Source organism: Bradyrhizobium sp. SZCCHNS2022 (genome assembly GCF_032377575.1).
In the GTDB taxonomy this organism is placed as follows: domain Bacteria; phylum Pseudomonadota; class Alphaproteobacteria; order Rhizobiales; family Xanthobacteraceae; genus Bradyrhizobium; species Bradyrhizobium aeschynomenes.
Map to the genome: position 1 here is coordinate 6,390,327 of NZ_JAUHHZ010000001.1, position 21,815 is coordinate 6,412,141.

Below are 21,815 nucleotides of genomic sequence, written 5' to 3' on the forward strand. Positions count from 1 at the left end.
GAGCGTCCGCCACCCGCTTGCGCCGGCGCGCGGGGACTCCTATCCAATCAGCCCCGTCACGAATCTCGGAAGAACACCGTGTCGAATTTTGCCTCCATCATCGCCGCTGAGCTGTCCGTCAGGGATGCCCAGGTCCAGGCCGCGATCGATCTGCTCGACGGCGGCGCGACCGTTCCGTTCATCGCGCGCTACCGCAAGGAAGCGACCGGCATGCTGGACGATACGCAGCTGCGTACGCTGGAGGAGCGACTGCGCTATCTGCGCGAGATGGATGCACGGCGCACCGCGATCATCGAGAGCATCAAGTCGCAGGGCAAGATGACGCCGGAGATCGAGCTGGCACTGGCGACCGCCGACACCAAGGCGCGTCTGGAAGACATCTACCTGCCGTTCAAGGAGAAGCGCCGCACCAAGGCGCAGATCGCCAAGGAGGCCGGGCTCGAGCCGCTCGCCGACATGCTGATCGGCGACCCCATGAAGAATCCGGAAGACGAAGCCAAGGCGTTCATCAAGAAAGACGGCGACAATCCGGTCAAGGACGTCAAGGCCGCGCTCGACGGCGCCCGCGCGATCCTGGTCGAGCGTTTCGCCGAACATGCCGATCTCGTCGGCTCGCTGCGCGAGGAGATGTGGACGCGTGGCGCCGTCAAATCCTCGGTGCGTCACGGCAAGAAGACCGAGGGCGCCAAGTTCGCCGACTACTTCGATTTCTCCGAGCCGTTCACCAAGCTGCCGTCGCACCGCATCCTGGCGATGCTGCGCGGCGAAAAGGAAGAGGTGCTGCAGCTCGATTTCGGCGATGGCGAGCCGGAGGATTCGAAGGATCCATCGCTGTATGAGAACCGCATCGCGGTGACCTTCGGCATCTCGCGCCAGGGCCGCCCGGCCGATCAGTTCCTGTCGGACTCCGTGCGCTGGGCCTGGCGCACCCGCATCAAGACCTCGCTCGCGCTCGATATCCGGATGCGGCTGTGGCAGGAGGCGGAGAAGGAAGCGGTGCGCGTGTTCGCCGCCAACCTGCGCGATCTGCTGCTCGCGGCTCCGGCCGGCGGCCGGCCGACGCTGGGCCTCGATCCCGGCTTCCGCACCGGCGTCAAGGTCGCGGTGATCGACCGCACCGGCAAGTTCGTCGACCACGCCACGATCTATCCGCACGAGCCGCAGCGGCAGTGGAACGAAAGCATGCTGACCTTGGCGCAGCTCTGCATCAAGCATCGCATCGAGCTGGTCGCGATCGGCAACGGCACGGCGTCGCGCGAGACTGAGAAGCTGGTCGCCGACCTGATGAAGCTGAAGCCGGACCTGAAGCTGACCAAGGCGATCGTGTCGGAAGCGGGCGCGTCGGTCTACTCGGCGTCGGAGTTCGCGGCGAAGGAATTCCCCAATCTCGACGTCTCGATCCGCGGCGCGGTCTCGATCGCTCGCCGCCTGCAGGATCCGCTCGGCGAGCTCGTCAAGGTGCCGCCGGCCTCGATCGGCGTCGGTCAGTATCAGCACGATCTCAACCAGTATGAGCTGGCGCGTGCGCTCGACGCCACCGTCGAGGACTGCGTGAACGCGGTCGGCGTCGATCTCAACACCGCCTCCGCGCCGCTGCTGGCGCGCGTCTCCGGCATCGGCGAGACTCTGGCGCAGAACATCGTCGCGCATCGCGACGCCAACGGTCCGTTCCCGACCCGCGACAAGCTCAAGGACGTGCCGCGGCTGGGGCCCAAGGCGTTCGAACAGTGCGCCGGCTTCCTGCGCATCCGCGACGGCGACAATCCACTCGATGCCTCCGGCGTGCATCCGGAATCCTATCCGGTCGTGAAGAAGATTCTCGAAGCGACCAAGAGCGACATCAAGGTTCTGATCGGCGACAGCAAGACCTTGAAGACGCTCAATCCGACCAAGTTCGCCGACGAGCGCTTCGGCGTGCCGACCGTCTCCGACATCATCAAGGAGTTGGACAAGCCCGGCCGCGATCCCCGCCCCGAGTTCAAGACCGCGACGTTCCAGGAGGGCGTCGAGAAGATCACGCATCTCAAGCCCGGCATGATCCTGGAGGCGACGATCACCAACGTCGCCGCGTTCGGCGCCTTCGCCGATATCGGCGTGCACCAGGACGGCCTGATCCACATCTCGGCGATGTCCGAGAAGCGCATCAACGATCCGCGCGAGGTGGTGAAGCCGGGCCAGGTCGTGAAGGTGAAAGTGCTCGACGTCGACGTGCCGCGCAACCGCATCTCGCTGACGCTTCGGCTATCCGATCCGCTGCCGGCCAAGGGCGAGAAGCGCACCAGCGCGCGGCCGCCGGCGGCGGCGCGCATGACCACGCGCGAGGAGAAGCCGTCGGGTGGCGGCGCGTTTGCCGCGGCGATGGCCAAGGCGGCGGAGCGCCGCAAGGGCGCGTAAGCGCTCCGACGCCGATCATCAGTCGCCGTCGCGGAATGGAGCTCCCTTCCGCGGCGGTGAACGAAAAGGACGACGCCACCTTCCGAACCGGGCTCGCAATGCCTACCTTCTTCGAGCCTGCTGGCCGGGGGAGCGGAGATGTCAAAGCGCACCGTGATCATTGCCGGAGCCACCGGCCTCGTCGGCCGTGAGCTTCTGAGCGGCCTGCTCGCCGATCCGTCCGTCGATCATGTGCACGCCGTCGGCCGCCGCGCCCCAGCGGTTGTTTCCGCCAAGCTGACCGCCCACGCCGTAGACTTCGCCGCACTCCCGGCTCTGCCTGCCGCCGATGAGCTGTATCTGGCGCTCGGCACGACCATCAAGGTCGCCGGCAGCCAGGCCGCCTTTCGTGCCGTCGATCACGATGCGAACCTCGCCGTTGCCAAGGCCGCGCTTGCGAGCGGCACCAAACGGGTCGGGCTCGTCAGCGCAATGGGCGCCGATGCGAAATCGCGCGTCTTCTACAGCCGCGTGAAGGGTGAGCTGGAGCAGGATCTGACCGCGCTGCCTTTCGCGGGCCTCGTCATTGCCAGGCCTTCGCTGTTGGTCGGCGCGCGGGCGGAACTGGGACAGCCGGACCGGCCGGGGGAGGAATGGGGCAACAGGCTGAACAAGCTCATCGGCTTCCTGATCCCCGCGAACTACAAGCCGATCATGGCCGCGGATGTCGCACACGCGCTGCTCGAGACCGTTCCGTCGGTCGATGGAGTCAGGGTGCTTCTGTCGGGTGCGATGCGCCGCTGACGGCGCCTCCTCTTGCGGTGCCCCGCTGTGAATTCTATTTATCAGAAGTCACTTGCGGTCGTGGCTACGAGCCAGGCGACCTTTTTGGGCGACCATTGATGATTAGCCCGTATTTCTACGGGCTAATCACTCCGAAGGCGCCGCAGAGAGACGCGTCACGGCAAGAACCACTGATCTTGATCTACGATAGTCGAAATGTCGACGACATCGGCATGAGCTCGCTTCTTAACGCCTTAACCATACCTCCCTCCTAGACTGCGTCGAGAACAACGAGCTCAGGAATCTCATGCGCAAACAGCTACGAGAGATTTTATTCGCCGGACTGATGACAGCGGCCTTGCTCGGCCCACATCACGCCGCGGCATCACCGCGAATGGTCTCGTTGGTCTTCAATTCGCAGCCGCAGAACCCGCAGCAGGTCGGGTCGGACGAGTTCCGGGTCAAGCTGCAGGCGCTTGCCGGCAAACGGCTCATCATCGATGAGCGCGCCGGGAATTCGTTCGGCAGCGAAGCAGCCGTGCTGGCTGCCACACGGACAGGCGCGGTCGATATCGCGGTCGTGTCCGGAGGCATCGCGAGCGCTGTCGTTCCCGAGCTCGGCGTGTTTGACATTCCCTTCCTGTTTCGCGACACGGCCCATGCCAAGGCCGTCGCCACGGGGCCGGTCGCCGCCGCGATCGGCGCGAAGTTCGCCGACAAGGGCTTGGTGCTGCTGGCGTTGGGCAAGCAGGGCTTCCGCAACCTCACCAATTCGAAGCGACCGGTTCGCTCCGTCGATGACGTCAAGGGTCTGAGGATTCGTGTGATCCCCAACCCGGTCTATCAGATGACCTTCAAGGCGCTGGGTGCCGAAGTGGTGCCGATGGACTTTCCCCTGGTCTATGCCGCGCTCAAGGATGGACGTCTCGATGGGCAGGAGAATCCCGTGCCGACCATCGCGGCCAATCGCTTCGAGGAGGTACAGAAGCATCTGACGCTGACCGGCCATTTCTTTGCGCCGATCGTCTTCGTCGCCAACCGCGCGATGTTCGATCATCTCGATGCGAGCGAGCGCGAGGCGCTGATCGCAGCCGCGAGAGTCGCGGCGGAGGTGACCTGGAAGGCCGAGCTCGATGCCGAGAAGCTGGCCGATCTGCGCAAGGGCGGCATGGACGTCATCGAGACGTTCGATCGGAAGTCCTTCGTCGATGCGGTCAAGCCGCTCGATCCCGAATTCGAGAAGCGCTTCGGCAAGGAGCTGCTCGCCACCATCAGGTCCACTCCGTAACAGCCGGGCAATCCCATGAAACTCTCTTCCCTGATGTCGTTGATCGGCGTCCGCCCGCGAATCTTCGGCGGCTTTGCGCTGATCCTGAGCTTCCTCGTGTTGCTCGGCGGCTTCGCCATGATCCAGGTCGGCCGCATCGGCGGCACCGTGGATGAGCTCGTCGCGAGCGCTGCGGGTGATGCCGGCATGTCGCGGGTCCGCGCCGCGCTGCTCAGTGCCAACGGTGCGGTCGAGAGGTTCATCCGCACCTGGAGCGTCGGCGACAAGGATATCGCCGGGAAGGCCATCGACGCGGTCGGCGGACTCGCCGAGGAGGTCGAGAAGCAGTCCGGCAAGCTGAAGGTCATCGCCGATGGCGTCGGCGCGGTCCGGACCGAGCTCGCGGCCTATCGGGCCTCGTTCGCGGCCGCTGCCGGAGCTGTCGACCGGCTCCGTGCAGCGACGAACAAGACCGAGGCGCTAGGCGCCGTTGCCGGTGTCAATGTCGGTGGAATCCAGGTCGCGCTCGCCAATCGAGCGGGCAGCGAGCCGCTGCTCAACCCGTTGCGTATTGCCAGCGTCGTGGACGCGGCGCGCGTCGCGGTCATGCGCTACACGAGCACGCTGTCCCCCAACGATGCCGAGGACGCCAGGCTCACCTTCGTCTATGCGAGGCTGGCGATCGCCGATTCCGAGGCTGAGCTCGCTGCTGTCGACGACGCCAAGCTGAAGGGGCTGGTCGCGTCGCTCAAGGAGGCCATGACGGCCGACGCCGCGGCTTTCGAAGAGGTCATCAAGATCGCAGCTGATCTGCGTGCCAAGCAGGCCGAGCTGGTCAAGGCGAGTGCGGCGATCGACGGGCATGTCGGTCGGATCAACCAGCAGCTGGGGACGGCGCGCGTGGATCAGGGAGCCCGGACGGCTGTCGCGGTCGAGGACACGAGGCAGACCGTGATCGTCACCGCGGCCGGCGCCCTCGTGCTCGGCGCAGTGCTGGCCTGGCTGATCGGCGCCAGCGTGTCGGGCCCGATCCGCAGCATGACGGATCGCATGCAGTCGCTGGCAGCAGGCGAGCTGGAGCAGCCGATCCCCGGCGGCGAGCAGCGCAACGAGATCGGCCGGATGGCGCGGGCCGTTGAGGTGTTCCGCGACAATGCGCTTGCGGTGCGGCGAATGGAGCAGGAGGCCGCGGCCCAGCGCGAGGCGGCGGAAGCCGAGCGCACCCGGATGATGTCCGACCTGGCCGGGCGCTTCGAGCAGGGCATGCAGGGCGTCATCACCGGTGTCGGCGGGCGTGCGACCGAGATGGGCCAGAGCGCGAGCGAGTTGGCACGCGTGGCCGAGCGTGGACGTGGCCTTGCGGAGGCGGTTGCCAACCGGGCCGAGCAGGCCTCCGTCAACGTGCAGACCGTGGCCTCGGCGACACAGGAGCTGGCGGCCTCGATCCGCGAAATTTCCGCGCAGGTGCAGCGTTCGGTTGCCGTGTCGGGTCGGGCGACGCAGGAAACCCAGCGGACCTCCGAGTTGATCGACGGCCTGTCGAGCGCCGCCGAGCGGATCGGAACCATCGTGCAGCTGATTCAGGCGATCGCGAGCCAGACCAATCTTCTCGCGCTGAACGCGACCATCGAGGCGGCGCGCGCCGGCGAAGCAGGCCGAGGATTTGCGATCGTCGCGAGCGAGGTGAAGAACCTCGCCTCGCAGACTGCGCAGGCCACCGAGCAGATCTCGAGCCAGATCGCGACCATCCAGAGCGCGACGGAGGAGACGGTCGGCGCGATCGCGCAGTTCGGCACCACGGTGCGCGAGATCGCCGAAATCTCCAACGCGATCGCGGCTGCGGTCGAGCAGCAGGGGGCTGCGACCAGCGAGATCGCGCGCAATGTCGAGCAGGCGGCCAGCGGCACGGCGGCGGTCACGCAGGAGATCGGCGACGTCCGCAGCGTGGCCGGACAGACCGATGCCGGCGCGGAAGCAGCGTTGGCGGCAGCCGCCGCTCTCCAGCAACAGGCGGCGTCGCTGAAGAGCAACGTCGATGATTTCCTGCAGACGATCCGGACCGCGGCCTGATCGTCACCCCATCAAAGCCAGGCGAGACGGCGTGACTCCGCCGTTCGCCGTGATGACGATGAGAGTTGACGCGCGGCGGACCGCAACTGCAAGCATGACGCCATGAACGCCTCGCGGTCTCTCAGCATTCCGGTCGCAGGCGCGGGCCCGGTGTCCGCGCTGCTGCTCGCCCCGCCGCAGGCGCGCGCCTGCTTCGTGTTCGCGCATGGCGCCGGCGCCGGCATGACCCACGCCTTCATGAACGATGCGGCGGAAAGCCTCGCCCGCCGCGGCGTCGCAACGCTGCGTTTCCAGTTTCCCTACATGGAGAAGGGCAGCAAGCGGCCCGATCCACCCGCGCTCGCGCAGGCCACGGTGCGGGTGGCCGTGGCGGAGGCGGCGCGGCTCTGCCCCGGGCTGCCGCTGATTGCCGGCGGCAAATCGTTCGGGGGGCGCATGACGTCGCAGGCGCAATCCGTCCTGCCGCTCCCCGGCGTCGCAGGCCTGGCCTTCCTCGGCTTTCCCCTGCATCCCGCCGGTAAGCCCTCGGTCACGCGCGCCGATCACCTCGACGGCGTCGCTTTGCCGATGCTGTTTCTGCAGGGCACGCGCGACAAGCTGGCGGAGACGGAGCTGCTCGAGCCCGTCGTCAAGCGGCTGGGGCGGCGCGCGGCGCTGCATCTGATCGCGCAGGCTGATCACGCCTTTCACGTCCCTGCGCGCTCGGGCCGGAATGATCTGGCCGTCATGGACGAGCTTACGCAGACGTTTGCGTCATGGGCCGATGGACTGGGTGTGCGCGACTCCTGACGCCCTCGGGCGAGCCTGCGCCCGGGCTTGCGAAAAATCGAACGGGAACAAAAAAAGAACTTTGCTGCCATCAGAGGTTGGGACATAGTCGTCAGGAAGGGGCCGGATGGGGGCTGACGATGAGATCAACAGCGCTGGCGGTGGCAGTGTTTGCTATCAGCTTCATCTCGATGCCGGCAGATCCGGCGCTTGCCGACCCTCGCCTGACGGGCATGGCGATCGTGAAAGGAACCTGCAAGAAGCTCGTGATCGCGGGCAAGGACCGTAGCGCCGACTGCAAGGGGGTCCTGCTCAACACCGACTACGACGACCAGCGGACCGGTTTCTATTTCACTCTGCTGGACGGCGGCGTGATCACGTTCTCCAATCGTGGCGATCTGGAGGAGAGGCCCGGACCGGACGACATCGTTACGCCGGTCGACCTGATGATCATCGGCCAGAGCCCGAAGCAAAGCATCAATCGGCTCAAGGCCAAGGGCCGCTGCCGCCATGGAAACCCGTTCAAGGGGCCGTCACTGCTGGAGTGCACGGCCGATAGCGAACTCGGCCGGTTCGAGGGGACCTTTCTGTCAAATGGCGAGAAGCCCGAGCTCAAGACGTTCTGATGCCTCCGGCGCGTACTGCGACGACGCGGACTGGCGAACCGGTTTCGACTTCGTGACGCTCGACGGACTGATGATCACTTTCTCCAGTCCGGGAGATCAGCCGCCTTCTATCCAGTCGACATGGATGATCTCGAAGCTCGATGGTCACATCCCGCAAGCCGACAGCACGGGGGCGTCGCCGGTCGGATAATCCCTCGATCGCACTTGCGAAAGAGCTCGGCCGCCGAGCCGAACCCGAACGGGGCCGGCTTGAAGGAGAGATCGTGCCGGGCGCGAGCAGGCCTCAGGGCTCCTCGGCCGCCGGTCTCTCCGAAAATTTGCGCGACATCCGGTTCGAAATATTGCAACAAGTCTGCGGACACCGCCGGGCTGAAGCCGTGAGGGTGGCCGGATCTTGGAGAGCTTGATGTTCCGATACCTGAACCTGGTCTTGGCGGCCCTTTGGACATTTGCGTCGATCACCGCCGCGCAGGCCGACGACGCCAAGCTTCGGATCGGCGTGCTCAGGTTGTCGTCGTCAGCCCCGGTCTTCATCGCGCTCGACAAAGGCTATTTCCGCGAGACCGGGTTGGATGTCGAGCTGAAGTTCTTCGATGCGGCGCAACCGATCGCGGTGGCCACCGCAACCGGCGATGTCGACGTTGGGGTCACCGCGTTCACGGCCGGGCTCTATAATCTTGCGGGCAAGGGCGCCTTGAAGATCATTGCAGGCATGAGCCGCGATCGCCCCGGCTATCCGCTGATCGGCTATTTCGCGAGCAACAAGGCCTATGAGGCCGGACTCAAGACCCCGAAGGACATTGCCGGCAAGCGCGTAGCGATGACGCAAGTGGGGTCGAGCTTTCACTACTCCGTCGGACTCCTCGCCGACAAATACGGCTTCAAGCTCGCGGACGTGAAGATCGTGCCGCTGCAGTCGATGTCGAACATGGCGGCTGCCATCAAGGGAGAGGCCGTCGATGCGGCGCTGATGCCGGTCTCTGTCGCGCGCAAGCTGATGGAGGAAGGCGCCGTCAAGCATCTCGGCTGGGTCGGAGACGAGACGCCCTGGCAGGTGAGCGGCGTCTTTGCTGGACCGAAGACTCTCGCGAACACGGCCGCGGTCGCGAAGCTGCTCGGCGCGCTGCAGCGGGCCGAGCGCGAGTATCACGACGTGGTGCTTGCCTCGGTGAAGGACGGCAATGCCGCAATCGACGATAGAACGAAGCCGCTGCTCGAAATCATCGGCAAGTACACCAACCTGCCGGTCGAGCAGGTGGTGGGCAACTGCGCCTATATCGATCCCGACGGCAAGCTCGACGTCAATAACATCGACAGCCAGATCAAGTGGCTTCAGGCGCAGGGTTTTGCGGACCAGGGCTATGACGCGGCCGCGATCATCGCCAAAGACCTGGTGAAGCCGGATTGAGCGGAGATAAGCAGGGCCAGAGTTGGGCCGGAACCGTCTGACATGGATCTGATCGCCGAGACCATCAGTCACCGCTTCGATGCGCTGGACGTGCTCCATGATGTGTCCTTCACGGTGGGGGCAGGCGAGGTGGTCGCCATCGTCGGCCCCTCCGGCTGTGGCAAGAGCACGCTGCTCTCGATCCTCGGCGGGCTCTTGCAGCCGACCGCGGGAAGGGCGCTGCTCCGCGGCGCACCGCCGCCCGGCAGCCTCAATCCCCTGACCTTCGTCTTCCAGGACTTTGCACTGCTGCCCTGGGCGAGCGTCGCGGAGAATGTCGCGTTCCCGCTGCTACATACGTCGCAATCGGCGCTACAGCGGGCCGCAGCCGTCGACGACGCCCTGGGGCGTACGAGGCTGCTCGACTTCCGGGCTGTCTTTCCCAAGCAGCTGTCCGGCGGCATGCGTCAGCGTGTCGGCATAGCCCGGGCGCTCGTGGTGCGGCCTGCCATCCTGCTGATGGACGAACCGCTGTCGGCTTTGGACTCCCAGACCCGCGAGCTGCTGATGGAGGATTTCGTCGATCTGCTCGCCGACGGAACGATGGGCGCCGTCTACGTCACGCATAATCTCGAAGAGGCCGTGCGGCTCGCCGACCGCATCGTCGTACTGTCGCGCCGTCCCGGCCGCATCCGGAAGGTCGTGAGCGTTCCTGTCAAACGACGGGAACGCGACGAGGCATCGGTGCGAACCCAATTGCTGGAGCTGCAGAACGAGCTGTGGTCGCTGATCCGGACCGAGGCCATCGATGCCGAGCGCGAGGTCCAGCATGCTTGATTGTGCGACGGGCGAAGCGGTTCGCACCACCGACGGCGCGACGACGAGACCGGTGCGCTTCCGCGGCGGCGGCTTCACGCCGGCCGCGAGCCGCTGGGCAGGCCTGCTCGCCCTCGCTGCTGCGCTAGGCCTGTGGCAACTGATCGGCAGCCTCGCGCTGGTCAATCCCTTGTTCCTGCCGACCCCGCTCGGGATCCTGCGCGCGCTCTATCGACTCGCCGAGAGCGGGGCGCTGTGGCAGCACGTGTCGGTATCGCTGCTGCGCATCCTCTCGGGCTGGGCGCTCGGCACCGCCTCAGGCATCGTCGTCGGCTTCGCCATCGGACTGTGGCGGATCGCGCGCAGCGTCGGCATCACCTTCGTCTCGGCGCTGTTCCCGATCCCGAAGATCGCCGTGCTGCCGCTGCTCATCCTCTGGCTCGGCATCGGTGAGCAGCCGAAGATCGCAACCATCGCGCTCGGGGTGTTCTTCTCGACCACGATCTCGGTCTACAGCGGCGTCGATGCGGTGCCGCGCAATCTGATCCGCATGGCGCAGAGTTTCGATGTGCCGTTCGCGACCATCGTCCGCAAGGTGATCTGGCCCGGCGCGCTGCCGTCGATCCTTGCCGGCTTCCGTATCACCGCGTCGGTGGCGCTGATGCTGGTGGTCTCGGCGGAGATGATCGGCGCCGAAACCGGCATCGGCACGTTCGTGCTGCAGGCCGGCAACCTGATGCAGACGGATCAGCTGATGGCGGGAATCCTGATACTGTCGCTGTTCGGGCTCGCCGTCGGCCGGCTCATCAGCATGCTCGAGGCGCGGCTGCTGCACTGGCGTTGAGCGCGCTCAGGCATTGCCGCGATCCTCGCGAAACAGGTCGAGCTTCTCCTGCACCGGCCGATCCGAGAACGAGAACAGCACGGCATCCTCGTCCGGCTCGTGGCTGACCCATTGCCAGCTCGGCACCACGAACAGGTCGCGCGGGCCCCATTCGAACGTCTGGTCACCGATGCGGCTGCGTCCCCGGCCCTCGATCGCGGTGAACACCGCGGCATCGGTCGAGCGATAACGCGCGGTCTTGAAGCCCTTCGGCAGCAGCTGGATGAAGGTTCCGATCGTCGGCATGGCGAAGTCGCCGGTCTCCGGGTTGGAGAATTTCAGCTTCAGGCCGTGGCACGCATCCCATTCCTCGCTGCGCTTGGCGCTCTCCAGCGCCTCGCGCGTGTAGGAATAGGGATAGTTGAAGATCGGCGACGTGCGCGATCTACGCTTGGCGTCGACCGGCAACAGATTGTGACCATAGCGGGCGAAGCTGTCCCCCGAGGGACGCGCCACCTTCTGCTGATCCTCCTGTGATCCCTGCGCGAACGAGGCGTCGAGAAACTGCACCAAGGGAATGTCCAGACCGTCGAGCCAGAACATCGGATCCGACGTTTCGTTGCCGTGATCATGCCAGGTCATCGACGGCGTGATGATGAAGTCGCCCGGCTGCATCAAGGTGCGCTCACCCTCGACGGTCGTGAACGCGCCCTTGCCTTCGAGCACGAACCGCAGTGCCGACTGGCTATGACGGTGGGCGGGCGCGACGTCTCCCGGGATCACCATCTGGACCCCCGCATAGAGCGAGGTGGTGATCTTGGACTGGCCGCGCAGTCCCGGATTTTCCAGGATCAGCACGCGCCGCTCCGCCTCCTTGGCCGTGATCAATCGCCCGGCCTCGATCATATAGTCGCGAATAGCGGCGAACTGCCAGAGATGCGGGCGGCACCCGCTTTTCGGCTCCGGGGTGATGAGATCGCTCATCACGGTCCACAGCGCGGTCATGTTCTCGCCGTCAATCTTCTTGTAGAATGCCTCGCGCTCCGGTGTCGAAACTGCGGCCATGCACGCCTCCCGCGATCAGGTATCGTTATTAATTGACAGTATACTGTCAATTACGCTAGCGTCAATTGCAACCAGAGATGTCGTTTCGGGAGGAGTGCCATGATGAAGCTGCACGGCTATTTCCGCAGCAGCGCGTCCTATCGCGTCAGGATTGCGCTGAACCTCAAGGGGCTTCGAGCCGAGCATCTGACGCATCACCTTCGCAAGGGCGAGCAGCGCGCTCCCGGCTATCTCGCGCTCAACCCGCAGGGCTTCGTTCCGACGCTGGAGGACGACGGCGGTGCCGCGCTGATTCAGTCGCTCGCCATCATCGAATGGCTCGACGAGACGCATCCCGAACCGCCGCTGCTGCCGGAGGATCCCCTGCGCCGAGCCCAGGTCCGGGCCTTCGCGCAGGTGCTCGCCTGCGACACCCATCCGGTCCAGAATCTCAAGGTGTTGGCGCGCCTGCGCGAGCTCGGCCTGCCCGAGGACAAGGTCACGGCCTGGGCCGGCTGGGCCAATCGCGAGGGCCTGGCCGTGTGCGAGGCGCTGGTCAAGCATGAGCCCGGTCCGTTCTGTTTCGGCGCCACGCCGACTCTGGCAGATCTCTGCCTTGTGCCGCAGCTCGGCAATGCGCGCCGTTTCGGCGTCGATGTCGCGGCCTTCCCGCGTCTGTTGCAGGCGGAAGCCGCCGCCAAGGCGATGCCGGCATTTGCCGATGCTGCTCCGGAGCGCCAGCCCGATGCCGAGTAAGTCGCCCGAGATCACGATGGACGCGGTCTACACCAAGCCCGGCTATCTGTTCCGGCGCATGCAGCAGATCGCGGTCTCGATCTTCATCGAGGAATGCCGTGAGTTCGATCTCACGCCGGTGCAATATGCCGCGCTGGTCGCGATCCAGAACCATCCCGGCATCGATGCCACCAGGCTGTCCGCCGTGATCGCGTTCGACCGCTCCACGCTCGGCAGCGTGATCGAGCGGCTCGAGAGCAAGGGCCATGTCGAGCGCAAGCCCTCGGTCGAGGACAAGCGCGTCAAGTTGCTCTATCTGACCAAGGCTGGCGGGGCGTTGCTGCGAAACATCATGCCGTTCGTCGACCGGGCACAGGCGCGCATGTTGGCGCCGCTGAAGTCGACAGACCGCAAGATGCTGATGGCCCTGCTGTCGCAGCTGGTCGATCTCAACAACGAGGTGTCGCGTGTGCCGCTGCGCGCCGAGGACGCGCTGGAGCATCTCGGCAAGGGAGGCTGAGCACCGACGCGCGTGCATGCCCCGCGGACAGCCTTTGCTCATAGCCGCATCACCGCCTGGCGGTCGATCTTGCCGGTGCCGGTCTTCGGCAGCTCGTGGATGAATACGATCTCACGTGGATATTTGTAAGGCAGCAGCCTCGCCTTGACGTAGTCCTGCAGTGCCCTGCTCAGGCCGGGCTCGTCATGGGGCCCGCCATTGGTCACCACCACCGCCTTCAGGCTCATCCGCCGATCCGGCAGCTCATGTGCGAACACGGCGCACTCCCTGATGTCCGGGTGCTCGGCGAGGCAGAGCTCGACCTCCAGCGGATAGACCCATTGTCCGGAGATCTTCACGAGGTCGTCGGCGCGGCCGCGGAAGAAATGGAAGCCGTCGGCGTCGCATACGAAGCGGTCGCCGGTGTAGATCCAGCCGCCGTCGCGGATCGTCTCCGCAGTCTTGTCCGGCCGGTTCCAGTACAGCGGCGTGTTGGAATCGCCGCGCACCCACAGAATGCCTTCTTCGCCGGCCGCGACGTCGCGCCCCTCGCTGTCGCGCAAGGCGATCTCATAGCCGGGTACGCGCAGACCGGCGGCCCCGAGCTTCTTCCGGTCCTCACGATTGGAAAGATAGACATGGAGCACCTCGGTCGAGCCGAGACCCTCGACGATCTCCAGATCCGTCAAGCTCTTCCAGCCATTGAAGACCTCCGCCGAGAGCACCTCGGCCGCCGAGACGGCAAGCCTCAGTGACGAGAAGTCCGCCTGCTTCGCTCCCTCGGCCTTGGTGAGCGCCGTATAGAGCGTCGGCAAGCCGAAGAACACGGTGGGGCGGAAGCGGCTGATCGCATCAAAAATCGCGGCCGGCTTTGGCTGGCCCGGCAGCAGCAATGTCGTTGCCCCGGCGCAGAACGGAAAGGTGATGGCGTTGCCAAAGCCGTAGGCAAAGAAGATCTTCGGTACCGAGAAGCAGATGTCGTCCGGCTTCAGCCGCAGCACGTTCCTGGCGAACGCCTGCTCGCTATAGGCCATGTCGTGCTGCAGATGGACGATGCCCTTCGGCCGGCCGGTGGAGCCGGACGAGTACATCCAGAACGCCATCTCGTTGCGGTGGGTGTCGGCTTCGGCCAATTGATCTGCGAATGCCGGCAGCCAGCGATCGACCGCGACCGTGGACGGCGCCGCAGTGGCCGGCGCATCGCCGTTGACGACGATCAGCGCCTGCAGCGCCGTCTCTGCGCAGGCCTGCGCATCGAACCGCCCTGCGAATTCCGCATCCGCCACCGCAACCTTGGCAGCGGAATCGGCGAGATAGAATTGCAGCAGGTCCGACGGTGTCAGCGTGTTGATGAGAAGCGGCACCAGTCCCGCGCGCACCGCGCCGAAGAAGGCAGCCGGATAGGCCGGCGTGTCGTCGAGGAACAGCAGGACGCGGTCGCCGCGCGTGAGTCCGAGCGACAAGAAGCCGTTGCCCCAGCGGCAGGCATCGGCGCACAGCTCGGCGTAGCTGCGCTCACCGGCGGGGCCGATCAGCGCGGGCTTGCGTGCATTGCCGTTGACGAGATTGTCGAACAGCACGCGGCTCGCATTGTAGCGCGCCGGAATCGCGAAGCCGATTTCGCGGGCGCCGGCGCTGTCGCTCGGCACCTGGTCGGCAATCTCTCGCGTCATGCGCGCGCTCCCTTGTCGCGAGATGCCTCGTAGCGGGCCGTGAACTGGGGCGCCATCAGGCGCAGCCTGTTGTCATCGATGCGGCCGGACCGGGTGATGTAGCTGTAGGCGAAATCCATCAGGCCGAGCTTCATATGGCCGGGAAACGACTCGTACCACTCGGCGCTGGTGCGCGCCGCCGTGACCAGTTTCTTCACGATCGGCTGCCGTTCCGCCTGGTAGCGGGCGAGCCCGTCGGACAGATTGCCTTCAGCCTCGAGTGCCTTCGCGAGCGCGATCGCATCCTCGATGGCCAGCCGCGTTCCGGAGCCGATCGAGAAATGCGCCGTGTGCAGGGCGTCGCCGATCAGCACCATGTTCCGGTGCCACCAATGCTCATTCCAGACCCAGGGAAAATTGCGCCACACGGACCGATTGGAGACCAGTGCATGGCCTTCGAGCGTATCGGCGAACACCTGCTCGCAGATGCGCCGCGATTCGTCGACGGACATTTCGGCGAAACCATAGGCTTGCCAGGTTGCGCGATCGCATTCGACCAGAAACGTGCTCATGTCGGGCGCGTAGCGATAATGATGCGCGTTGAAGGAGCCGCGATCGGTCGCGACGAAGGTCTGCGACAGCGTTGGAAAGGTTTTCGACGTTCCATACCAGGCGAATTTGTTGCTGGAGTAGGAGACCGAGAAGCCGAAGTCGCCTTCGAAGCTGCGTCGTACCAGCGAGTTCAGTCCGTCGGCGGCGACGAGGAGATCGTAGCCTGCGAGCTGATCGAGCGATTGGATGGCCGTGCCGTAATGGGCGACGACGCCGACGCCCTCGGCGCGTGCCTGCAGCAGTTTCAGCAGCTCGAGCCGGCCGATCGCAGCGAAGCCGACGCCGTCGATCTCGACGCTCTCACGATGCAGATTGAGCGTGATGTTGCGCCAGCTCTCCATCCGCGGCGCAATGGCATCCACGGTGTCGGGATCGTCGGCGCGCAGAAACTCCAGGGCCTGGTCGGAGAACACGACTCCGAAGCCCCAGGTCGCGCCGGCCGGGTTCTGCTCGAACAGATCGACCACGGCGGCCGGATGCCGCTTCTTCCAGAGATAGGCGAAATACAGCCCGCCAGGGCCGCCGCCGAGCACGGCGATGCGCAAGGACGCTCTCCCAATTGACAGTATACTGTTTATTTTGGATCGGAGACTAATCCCTCATTCCGGTCGAGGCTAGAGAAATCTTGTTGCCGGATGGCTGGCGTGCCCGGCCGGTCGTCACCGCCGCGGAGGGCCTCCAAAGATCGCATCGAGTGCGGCGAAGCAGGCACTCTCGACCAGCCCGGGCGCATGCCGGCCGAGCGCTTCCATCTTCACGCCCGAATTGATTTCGAGCACCTGCCAGCATCCGTCGACCAGCACGAGGTCGACCGATGCGTAGCGGATGCCGATGGCCTGCGCCGCTTCTCTGGCCAGCGCGGCGCAGACGTCTCGCGGCGGTCCCGGCCCGAGCATTACGGGGCGTGCTCCGAATTCGAGATTGTGTCGCCAGCTCAGCAGCCGCACCTCGCCAGGTGGCACGATGGCGCGCAAGGCTGCTGCACCGAATTCCGCATCGAGCCGTCGCAGCAGGCGTTCGTGCTCTTCCGAAAGCACGGTCGCCAGCGCGAGGTCGCGCAGCGAGCGGACGCCGTCGCCGGTCACGGTAGGGCGTTGCTTGCGATAGACGATCAGCGCCGCGTCATCGAGTTGCACGACGCGGACCTCGTCGGCGATATCCAACAGCGGCGATATCGCAACGTTCGCGCCGGTGTCGAAGATCTTCTTCGCCGCGCCCAGCGCTTCGTCCAGCGTGGTCGCCCGGGTGACGGACCGCCCCGAAGTGCCTTCATTGGGCTTGACGACGACCCCGTGGAGATGCGTTTCGAGCAATTCCACGACCGTCTCTGGAGCCAGGCCCGGCCGGCCTCCCAGAGCCGGCGCAAGACAGAACACATGGGGAATGGCGGGAACTCCGGAGGCCCGCAGCAGCGCGGCCGTCGCCGCCTTGTCGCAGGCCAATCTGTGCGCCACCGCACTGTTCAGGCCGAGATCATAGCCAAAGATGAGATGGCGCCGGGTCGCATTCTCCAGCACCAGCAACCAGCCGTCCTCCCGGACCTCGAGGCGGATGCCGCGGTCGGTGCAATAGCGGGTGACGGCTGCAAGCTGGATGTGCGGAGCGTTAATCATTGCTCAAGGATTGGTCGAATGTTGCGGAATTAAAGTGCTGGAAAAACGGAATCTCGGCAAGTAAATTACCCATATCGTTTGTGTACGAACGAACAGCCGATCGATGCGATCCGGCACGGGCCGGCATGCGTTTGATCGTGATCAATGGTGCATCCATGCGGGTTGATTATTCGCTGTTTTCACGTACATCAGGCGCCGAAAATCGCTGTGATCCATAGGGTTTTTGCGATCCTGCCTCCGTCACGACTTGTTTCTTCCAACTTCAGCCCACGTGAAAAAACAAACGACATGAGCGCGTTCTATAAAGAGAAAGTTCTTTCCGTTCATCACTGGACGGACACGTTGTTCTCCTTCCGGGCGACCCGCGATGCGGGCTTCCGTTTCCAGAATGGCCAGTTCGCGATGATCGGTCTCGAGGTCGAGGGCCGCCCGTTGCTGCGCGCCTACAGCATGGCGAGCGCCAATCACGAGGAAGAGCTCGAGTTCTTCAGCATCAAGGTGCAGGACGGTCCGCTGACCTCCCGGCTGCAGAAGATCAAGGAGGGTGACACCATCCTGGTCGGCCGCAAGGCGACCGGCACGCTGATCCCCGACAACCTGCTGCCCGGCAGCCGGCTGCTGCTGCTGTCGACCGGCACCGGCCTTGCCCCGTTCGCCAGCCTGATCAAGGACCCCGACGTCTACGAGCGCTTCGAGAGCATCGTGCTGGTCCATGGCTGCCGCCAGGTTGCCGAGCTCGCTTATGGCGAGAGCGTCGTCGCCAAGCTGCGCGAGGACGAGCTGTTCGGCGAGCTGCTCGAGGGCAAGCTGCAGTATTATCCGACCGTTACCCGTGAGCCGTTCCGGAACCGCGGCCGCATCACCGACCTGATCACGTCGCAGCAGCTGTTCAACGATCTCGGCCAGCATGAGCTCGACATTGCCAAGGACCGCATCATGATGTGCGGCAGCCCGGCGATGCTGGAGGAGCTCAAGACCATGTTCGAGTCGCGCGGCTTCCTCGAAGGCAGCGGCAACGAGCCGGGGCACTTCGTGATCGAGAAAGCTTTCGTCGAGCGCTGAGCCGTCGATCTCCCGACTTTGACATTTTCGAAAGAGCGCCTCGACGCAATCGGGGCGCTCTTTTCGTTGGCAATATCCTCCTTGCACGCGTCGTTGCGGCCGTGCGATTTTCGGCCGCAACATCGGACCGCCAGATGTCCGGAACGAAGCAGGGAGGGGACATGGACTGCCTGAACGGCGGCCATCCCCGCGACAACAAGGGGAACGGCCATGGATTCCATCGTCCGCAGGCAAACGCTCGGTGACCTCCTGCGCAGGAGCGCGGCGCGAACGCCGGGCAAGACGGCCGTGATCTGCGGCGACACCAGCTGGACCTACGCCGAATTCAATGCCGTCGTCGATCACCTCGCGGCAGGCCTTGCCGCTCGCGGTGTCGGCAAGGGCGAGCGCGTCGCGATCCTCGCCCGCAACTCGCATGCATTCGCCGCCCTGCGCTTCGCGCTGGCGCGGCTCGGCGCCGTGCTGGTGCCGATCAATTTCATGCTCAAGCCCGAGGAGGTCGCCTACATCCTCAAGCATGCCGGCGCGCGGCTGCTGGCCACCGACAGCGGCTTTGCCGGTGTGGCCCGCGCCGCCAAGGCGCTGGCGCCCTCGGTCGAGCAGATGATCTGGCTGCCATCGGAAGCGCCGAGCGAGCGGCAAACAGACATGATCGATTTCGCGGAGCTCGCGGCCTCGACAGCGGCGGTGCCTGCCGTCGAGATCGCCGGCAGCGACGTCGCGCAGATCGTCTACACCTCGGGCACGGAATCGCTGCCGAAGGGCGCGATGCTGACCCATGACGCCGTGATCTGGCAGTATGTGAGCTGCATCGTGGACGCCGGCATCGCTGCCGAGGACGTCACCCTGCATGCGCTGCCGCTGTATCACTGCGCTCAGCTCGACGTGTTCTTCGGGCCGTCGATCTATGTCGGCGCCACCAACATCATCACCGCGTTTCCGACGCCCGACAATCTGCTGCCGTTGATTGCCAAGTATCGCATCACCTCGTTCTTCGCACCGCCGACGGTGTGGATCTCGATCCTGCGCTCGCCATCGTTCGAGACCACCGATGTCTCGACCTTGCGCAAGGGCTATTACGGCGCCTCGATCATGCCGGTGGAGGTGCTGCGCGAGCTGGCGCAGCGGCTGCCGAAGGTGCAGCTGTGGAATCTTTACGGGCAGACCGAAATCGCGCCGCTGGCGACGATGCTCGGACCAGAGGATCAGCTGCGCAAACCGGGCTCCTGCGGCCGTGCCGTGCTCAATGTCGAGACGCGGGTCGTCGACGACGACATGAAGGACGTTGCGCCCGGCGAGGTCGGCGAGGTCGTGCACCGCTCGCCGCATCTGATGCTGGGCTACTTCCACGACGACGAGCGGACCGCCGCCGCCTTCCAGGGCGACTGGTTTCACTCCGGCGATCTCGCGACCATCGACGAGGAGGGCTACATCACCATCGTCGACCGCAAGAAGGACATGATCAAGACCGGTGGTGAGAACGTCGCCAGCCGCGAGGTCGAGGAGGCGCTGTATCTGATTCCGGAAGTGTCGGAGGTCGCCGTGGTCGGCCTGCCGCATCCGCGCTGGGTGGAGGCGGTCGTGGCGATGGTCGTCGTGAAGTCCGGCTGCGAGCTGACCGAGGAGGCGCTGCTCAAACAGGCCTCCAGCCGCCTGGCCTCGTTCAAGACGCCGAAGCGCGTGGTGTTCGTTGACGCGCTGCCGAAGAACCCCAGCGGCAAACTGTTGAAGCGGCAGTTGCGCGAGGCGCATTCCGGCCTGTTCGCGGACGGCTGAGGCATAGCGGAGCGGCCCGGTCGCGTCCTCACCTTGGTAGGCCCGTAGGGGCGACCGAGGCGCTAGAAGGACACGTCGCTGTCGCGCGCCGGGCCGATGGATATCGGGCTCATGGACATCTCGGCATCCGGGTCGATAGCCGCAGGCTATCGACGATGTGATATCCTCGATGGCCGATTGCGCGCGCTTGTGTAACGATTGCTTCGCGATACCCGTACTATCGTGACGATCGATCCTCCACGAGCCGCCCCGAGGCCTTCCATGGATACGCTGCTGCTCCCGTTCTCGCCGCGCTTCATCGTGCTGACGATCTGTTCCACGGCGACAGCCCTGTTGCTGATCCTCGGCATCTACGACCGCGAGATCTTCGATCTCGTTCTGATTCCGCTGTTGATCTTCGGCGCGCTGACCCTGCTCGGGGTGCGGGATCTGATGCAGAAGAGCCATGCGGTGCTGCGCAATTACCCCATCGCGGCGCACCTGCGTTTCCTGCTCGAGGAAATGCGGCCGGAGATGCGGCAGTACTTCTTCGAGAGCGAGAAGGACGGCATGCCGTTCTCGCGCGACACCCGCGCGGTGGTCTATCAGCGCGCCAAGATGGTGCTCGACAAGCGCCCGTTCGGCACCCAGGAGGATGTCTATCGCGAGGGCTACGAGTGGATGCACCATTCGATGTCGCCGAAGCCGCACGCGGAGGAGAAATTCCGGATTACCATCGGGGGGCCCGATTGCGCGAAACCGTACTCGGCCTCGGTGTTCAACATCTCCGCCATGAGCTTCGGCGCGCTGAGCCCGAACGCGGTCCGTGCGCTCAATGGCGGCGCCAAGCGGGGCGGCTTCGCCCATGATACCGGCGAAGGCGGCTTCAGCCCGTATCACGCCGAAATGGGCGGCGACATCATCTGGGAGATCGGCTCCGGCTATTTCGGCTGCCGGCACCGCGACGGCACCTTCGATCCCGACGCCTTTGCGCGCGTCGCGGCGGCCGAACAGATCAAGATGGTCGAGCTCAAGATCAGCCAGGGCGCCAAGCCCGGCCATGGCGGCGTGCTGCCGGCGGCCAAAGTATCCGAGGAGATTTCCAAGATCCGTGGCGTCGCGATGGGGGAGGACTGCATCTCGCCGCCGGCGCATCGCGCGTTCTCGACACCGATCGGGATGATGCAGTTCATCGGCGAGATGCGGCGGCTGTCGGGCGGCAAGCCGGCCGGCTTCAAGCTGTGCATCGGCCATCCCTGGGAATTCCTGGCGATCTGCAAGGCGATGCTGGAGACCGGCATCTACCCCGACTTCATCGTCGTCGACGGCAACGAGGGCGGCACGGGTGCGGCGCCGCTGGAGTTCATGGACCATCTGGGCATGCCGATGCGCGAGGGTGTCAATTTCGTGCACAATGCGCTGGTCGGGCTGAATATCCGCGACCGCGTCAAGATCGGCGCCTCCGGAAAGATTGCCACCGCCTTCGACATGGCGCGGGCGATGTCGATCGGGGCCGACTGGTGCAATTCGGCGCGCGGCTTCATGTTTGCGCTCGGCTGCATCCAGTCGCTGAGCTGCCACACCGACCGTTGCCCGACCGGGGTCGCGACGCAGGATCCGACGCGCGCCCGCGCGCTGGTCGTCCCGCACAAGATCGATCGCGTCTACAACTATCATCACGCGACCTTGCATGCGCTGACCGAGCTGCTCGCCGCCGCGGGTCTCGAGCATCCGCAGGATCTGCGTCCCATCCACTTCTCACAGCGGACGTCGACCACCGAAGTGTCCTCCTTCGCCAAACTCTATCCGTCGCTGCGGCCGGGCGAGTTGCTCGATGGTACGCAGGATGCCCGCTTCCGTGACGCCTGGGCGATGGCGCGGCCGGATACGTTCGCGGCGGCGTGAGGCCGTCGTACCGGTCCGAAATGAG

General features: G+C 65.2%; 18 protein-coding genes. 14 read left to right on the forward strand and 4 right to left on the reverse strand.

All coding sequences use genetic code 11. The annotated features are described in order from the left end of the window. The first annotated feature begins 78 nt into the window (after positions 1–78). The 9 genes from QXZ94_RS28595 (at position 79) to QXZ94_RS28635 (ending at position 10,934) form a co-directional block, all read left to right on the forward strand. On the forward strand, positions 79–2,394 hold the full coding sequence (locus QXZ94_RS28595) for a Tex family protein (protein ID WP_315724049.1): 2,316 nt from the start codon (positions 79–81) through the stop codon (positions 2,392–2,394). Between the two features lie 138 nt (positions 2,395–2,532). Beyond that, entirely contained in the window at positions 2,533–3,177 is a 645-nt protein-coding gene (locus QXZ94_RS28600; RefSeq protein WP_315724051.1) for an NAD(P)H-binding protein, read from the forward strand. A 286-nt stretch (positions 3,178–3,463) separates the two neighbouring features. Continuing rightward, the gene (locus QXZ94_RS28605) at positions 3,464–4,444 is read left to right on the forward strand and encodes a TRAP transporter substrate-binding protein (RefSeq protein ID WP_315724054.1); all 981 of its coding nucleotides are present in this window, start codon (positions 3,464–3,466) and stop codon (positions 4,442–4,444) included. A gap of 33 nt (positions 4,445–4,477) precedes the next feature. Next, positions 4,478–6,493 (forward strand): HAMP domain-containing methyl-accepting chemotaxis protein, encoded by a 2,016-nt coding sequence (locus tag QXZ94_RS28610; RefSeq protein WP_315726587.1) that lies wholly within the window; start codon positions 4,478–4,480, stop codon positions 6,491–6,493. A gap of 102 nt (positions 6,494–6,595) precedes the next feature. Beyond that, entirely contained in the window at positions 6,596–7,282 is a 687-nt protein-coding gene (locus QXZ94_RS28615; protein WP_315724056.1) for an alpha/beta family hydrolase, read from the forward strand. A 77-nt stretch (positions 7,283–7,359) separates the two neighbouring features. Further along, positions 7,360–7,887 carry a hypothetical protein gene (locus tag QXZ94_RS28620; RefSeq protein ID WP_315724058.1) on the forward strand — a complete coding sequence of 176 codons (528 nt, stop codon included), beginning with the start codon at positions 7,360–7,362 and terminating at the stop codon, positions 7,885–7,887. A 406-nt stretch (positions 7,888–8,293) separates the two neighbouring features. Further along, positions 8,294–9,295, forward strand: a complete 1,002-nt coding sequence (locus tag QXZ94_RS28625) for an ABC transporter substrate-binding protein (protein WP_315724060.1) — start codon at positions 8,294–8,296, stop codon at positions 9,293–9,295. A 42-nt stretch (positions 9,296–9,337) separates the two neighbouring features. Beyond that, the gene (locus QXZ94_RS28630) at positions 9,338–10,111 is read left to right on the forward strand and encodes an ABC transporter ATP-binding protein (protein ID WP_172111718.1); all 774 of its coding nucleotides are present in this window, start codon (positions 9,338–9,340) and stop codon (positions 10,109–10,111) included. Beyond that, complete coding sequence (locus tag QXZ94_RS28635; RefSeq protein ID WP_315724062.1) at positions 10,104–10,934, forward strand: ABC transporter permease; 831 nt, start codon at positions 10,104–10,106, stop codon at positions 10,932–10,934. Before QXZ94_RS28630 ends, QXZ94_RS28635 begins: the two co-directional genes overlap by 8 nt. 6 nt (positions 10,935–10,940) lie before the next feature. On the opposite strand, the gene gtdA is transcribed toward QXZ94_RS28635, so the two are convergent. Beyond that, positions 10,941–11,978: a gentisate 1,2-dioxygenase gene (gene gtdA / locus QXZ94_RS28640; RefSeq protein ID WP_315724064.1), complete on the reverse strand. Its 1,038-nt coding sequence runs from the start codon at positions 11,976–11,978 to the stop codon at positions 10,941–10,943. A gap of 102 nt (positions 11,979–12,080) precedes the next feature. Between gtdA and maiA the strand changes: the two genes are divergently transcribed. Together maiA and QXZ94_RS28650 are read left to right on the forward strand one after the other, a co-directional pair. Then, a complete protein-coding gene (gene maiA, locus QXZ94_RS28645; RefSeq protein ID WP_315726589.1) occupies positions 12,081–12,713 on the forward strand; it encodes a maleylacetoacetate isomerase in 633 nt (210 codons plus the stop codon). Further along, positions 12,703–13,212: a MarR family winged helix-turn-helix transcriptional regulator gene (locus QXZ94_RS28650; protein ID WP_315724066.1), complete on the forward strand. Its 510-nt coding sequence runs from the start codon at positions 12,703–12,705 to the stop codon at positions 13,210–13,212. Before maiA ends, QXZ94_RS28650 begins: the two co-directional genes overlap by 11 nt. Positions 13,213–13,250: 38 nt before the next feature. On the opposite strand, the gene QXZ94_RS28655 is transcribed toward QXZ94_RS28650, so the two are convergent. The 3 genes from QXZ94_RS28655 to QXZ94_RS28665 form a co-directional block, all read right to left on the reverse strand. Then, on the reverse strand, positions 13,251–14,864 hold the full coding sequence (locus QXZ94_RS28655) for a benzoate-CoA ligase family protein (protein ID WP_315724068.1): 1,614 nt from the start codon (positions 14,862–14,864) through the stop codon (positions 13,251–13,253). Beyond that, the gene (locus QXZ94_RS28660; RefSeq protein WP_315724070.1) at positions 14,861–16,000 is read right to left on the reverse strand and encodes an FAD-dependent monooxygenase; all 1,140 of its coding nucleotides are present in this window, start codon (positions 15,998–16,000) and stop codon (positions 14,861–14,863) included. Before QXZ94_RS28660 ends, QXZ94_RS28655 begins: the two co-directional genes overlap by 4 nt. Positions 16,001–16,114: 114 nt before the next feature. Continuing rightward, on the reverse strand, positions 16,115–16,972 hold the full coding sequence (locus QXZ94_RS28665; RefSeq protein ID WP_315726591.1) for a RimK-like protein: 858 nt from the start codon (positions 16,970–16,972) through the stop codon (positions 16,115–16,117). Between the two features lie 384 nt (positions 16,973–17,356). On the opposite strand from QXZ94_RS28665, the gene QXZ94_RS28670 reads away from it, so the two are divergent. The 3 genes from QXZ94_RS28670 to QXZ94_RS28680 all read left to right on the forward strand — a co-directional run bounded on the left by QXZ94_RS28670 (position 17,357) and on the right by QXZ94_RS28680 (position 21,790). Continuing rightward, on the forward strand, positions 17,357–18,130 hold the full coding sequence (locus tag QXZ94_RS28670) for a ferredoxin--NADP reductase (protein WP_315724072.1): 774 nt from the start codon (positions 17,357–17,359) through the stop codon (positions 18,128–18,130). 210 nt (positions 18,131–18,340) lie between these two features. Then, positions 18,341–19,906, forward strand: coding sequence for an acyl-CoA synthetase (locus QXZ94_RS28675; protein WP_315724074.1), 1,566 nt, complete (start codon positions 18,341–18,343; stop codon positions 19,904–19,906). A gap of 261 nt (positions 19,907–20,167) precedes the next feature. Further along, positions 20,168–21,790 carry an FMN-binding glutamate synthase family protein gene (locus QXZ94_RS28680; protein ID WP_315724076.1) on the forward strand — a complete coding sequence of 541 codons (1,623 nt, stop codon included), beginning with the start codon at positions 20,168–20,170 and terminating at the stop codon, positions 21,788–21,790. Positions 21,791–21,815 lie beyond the last annotated feature (25 nt).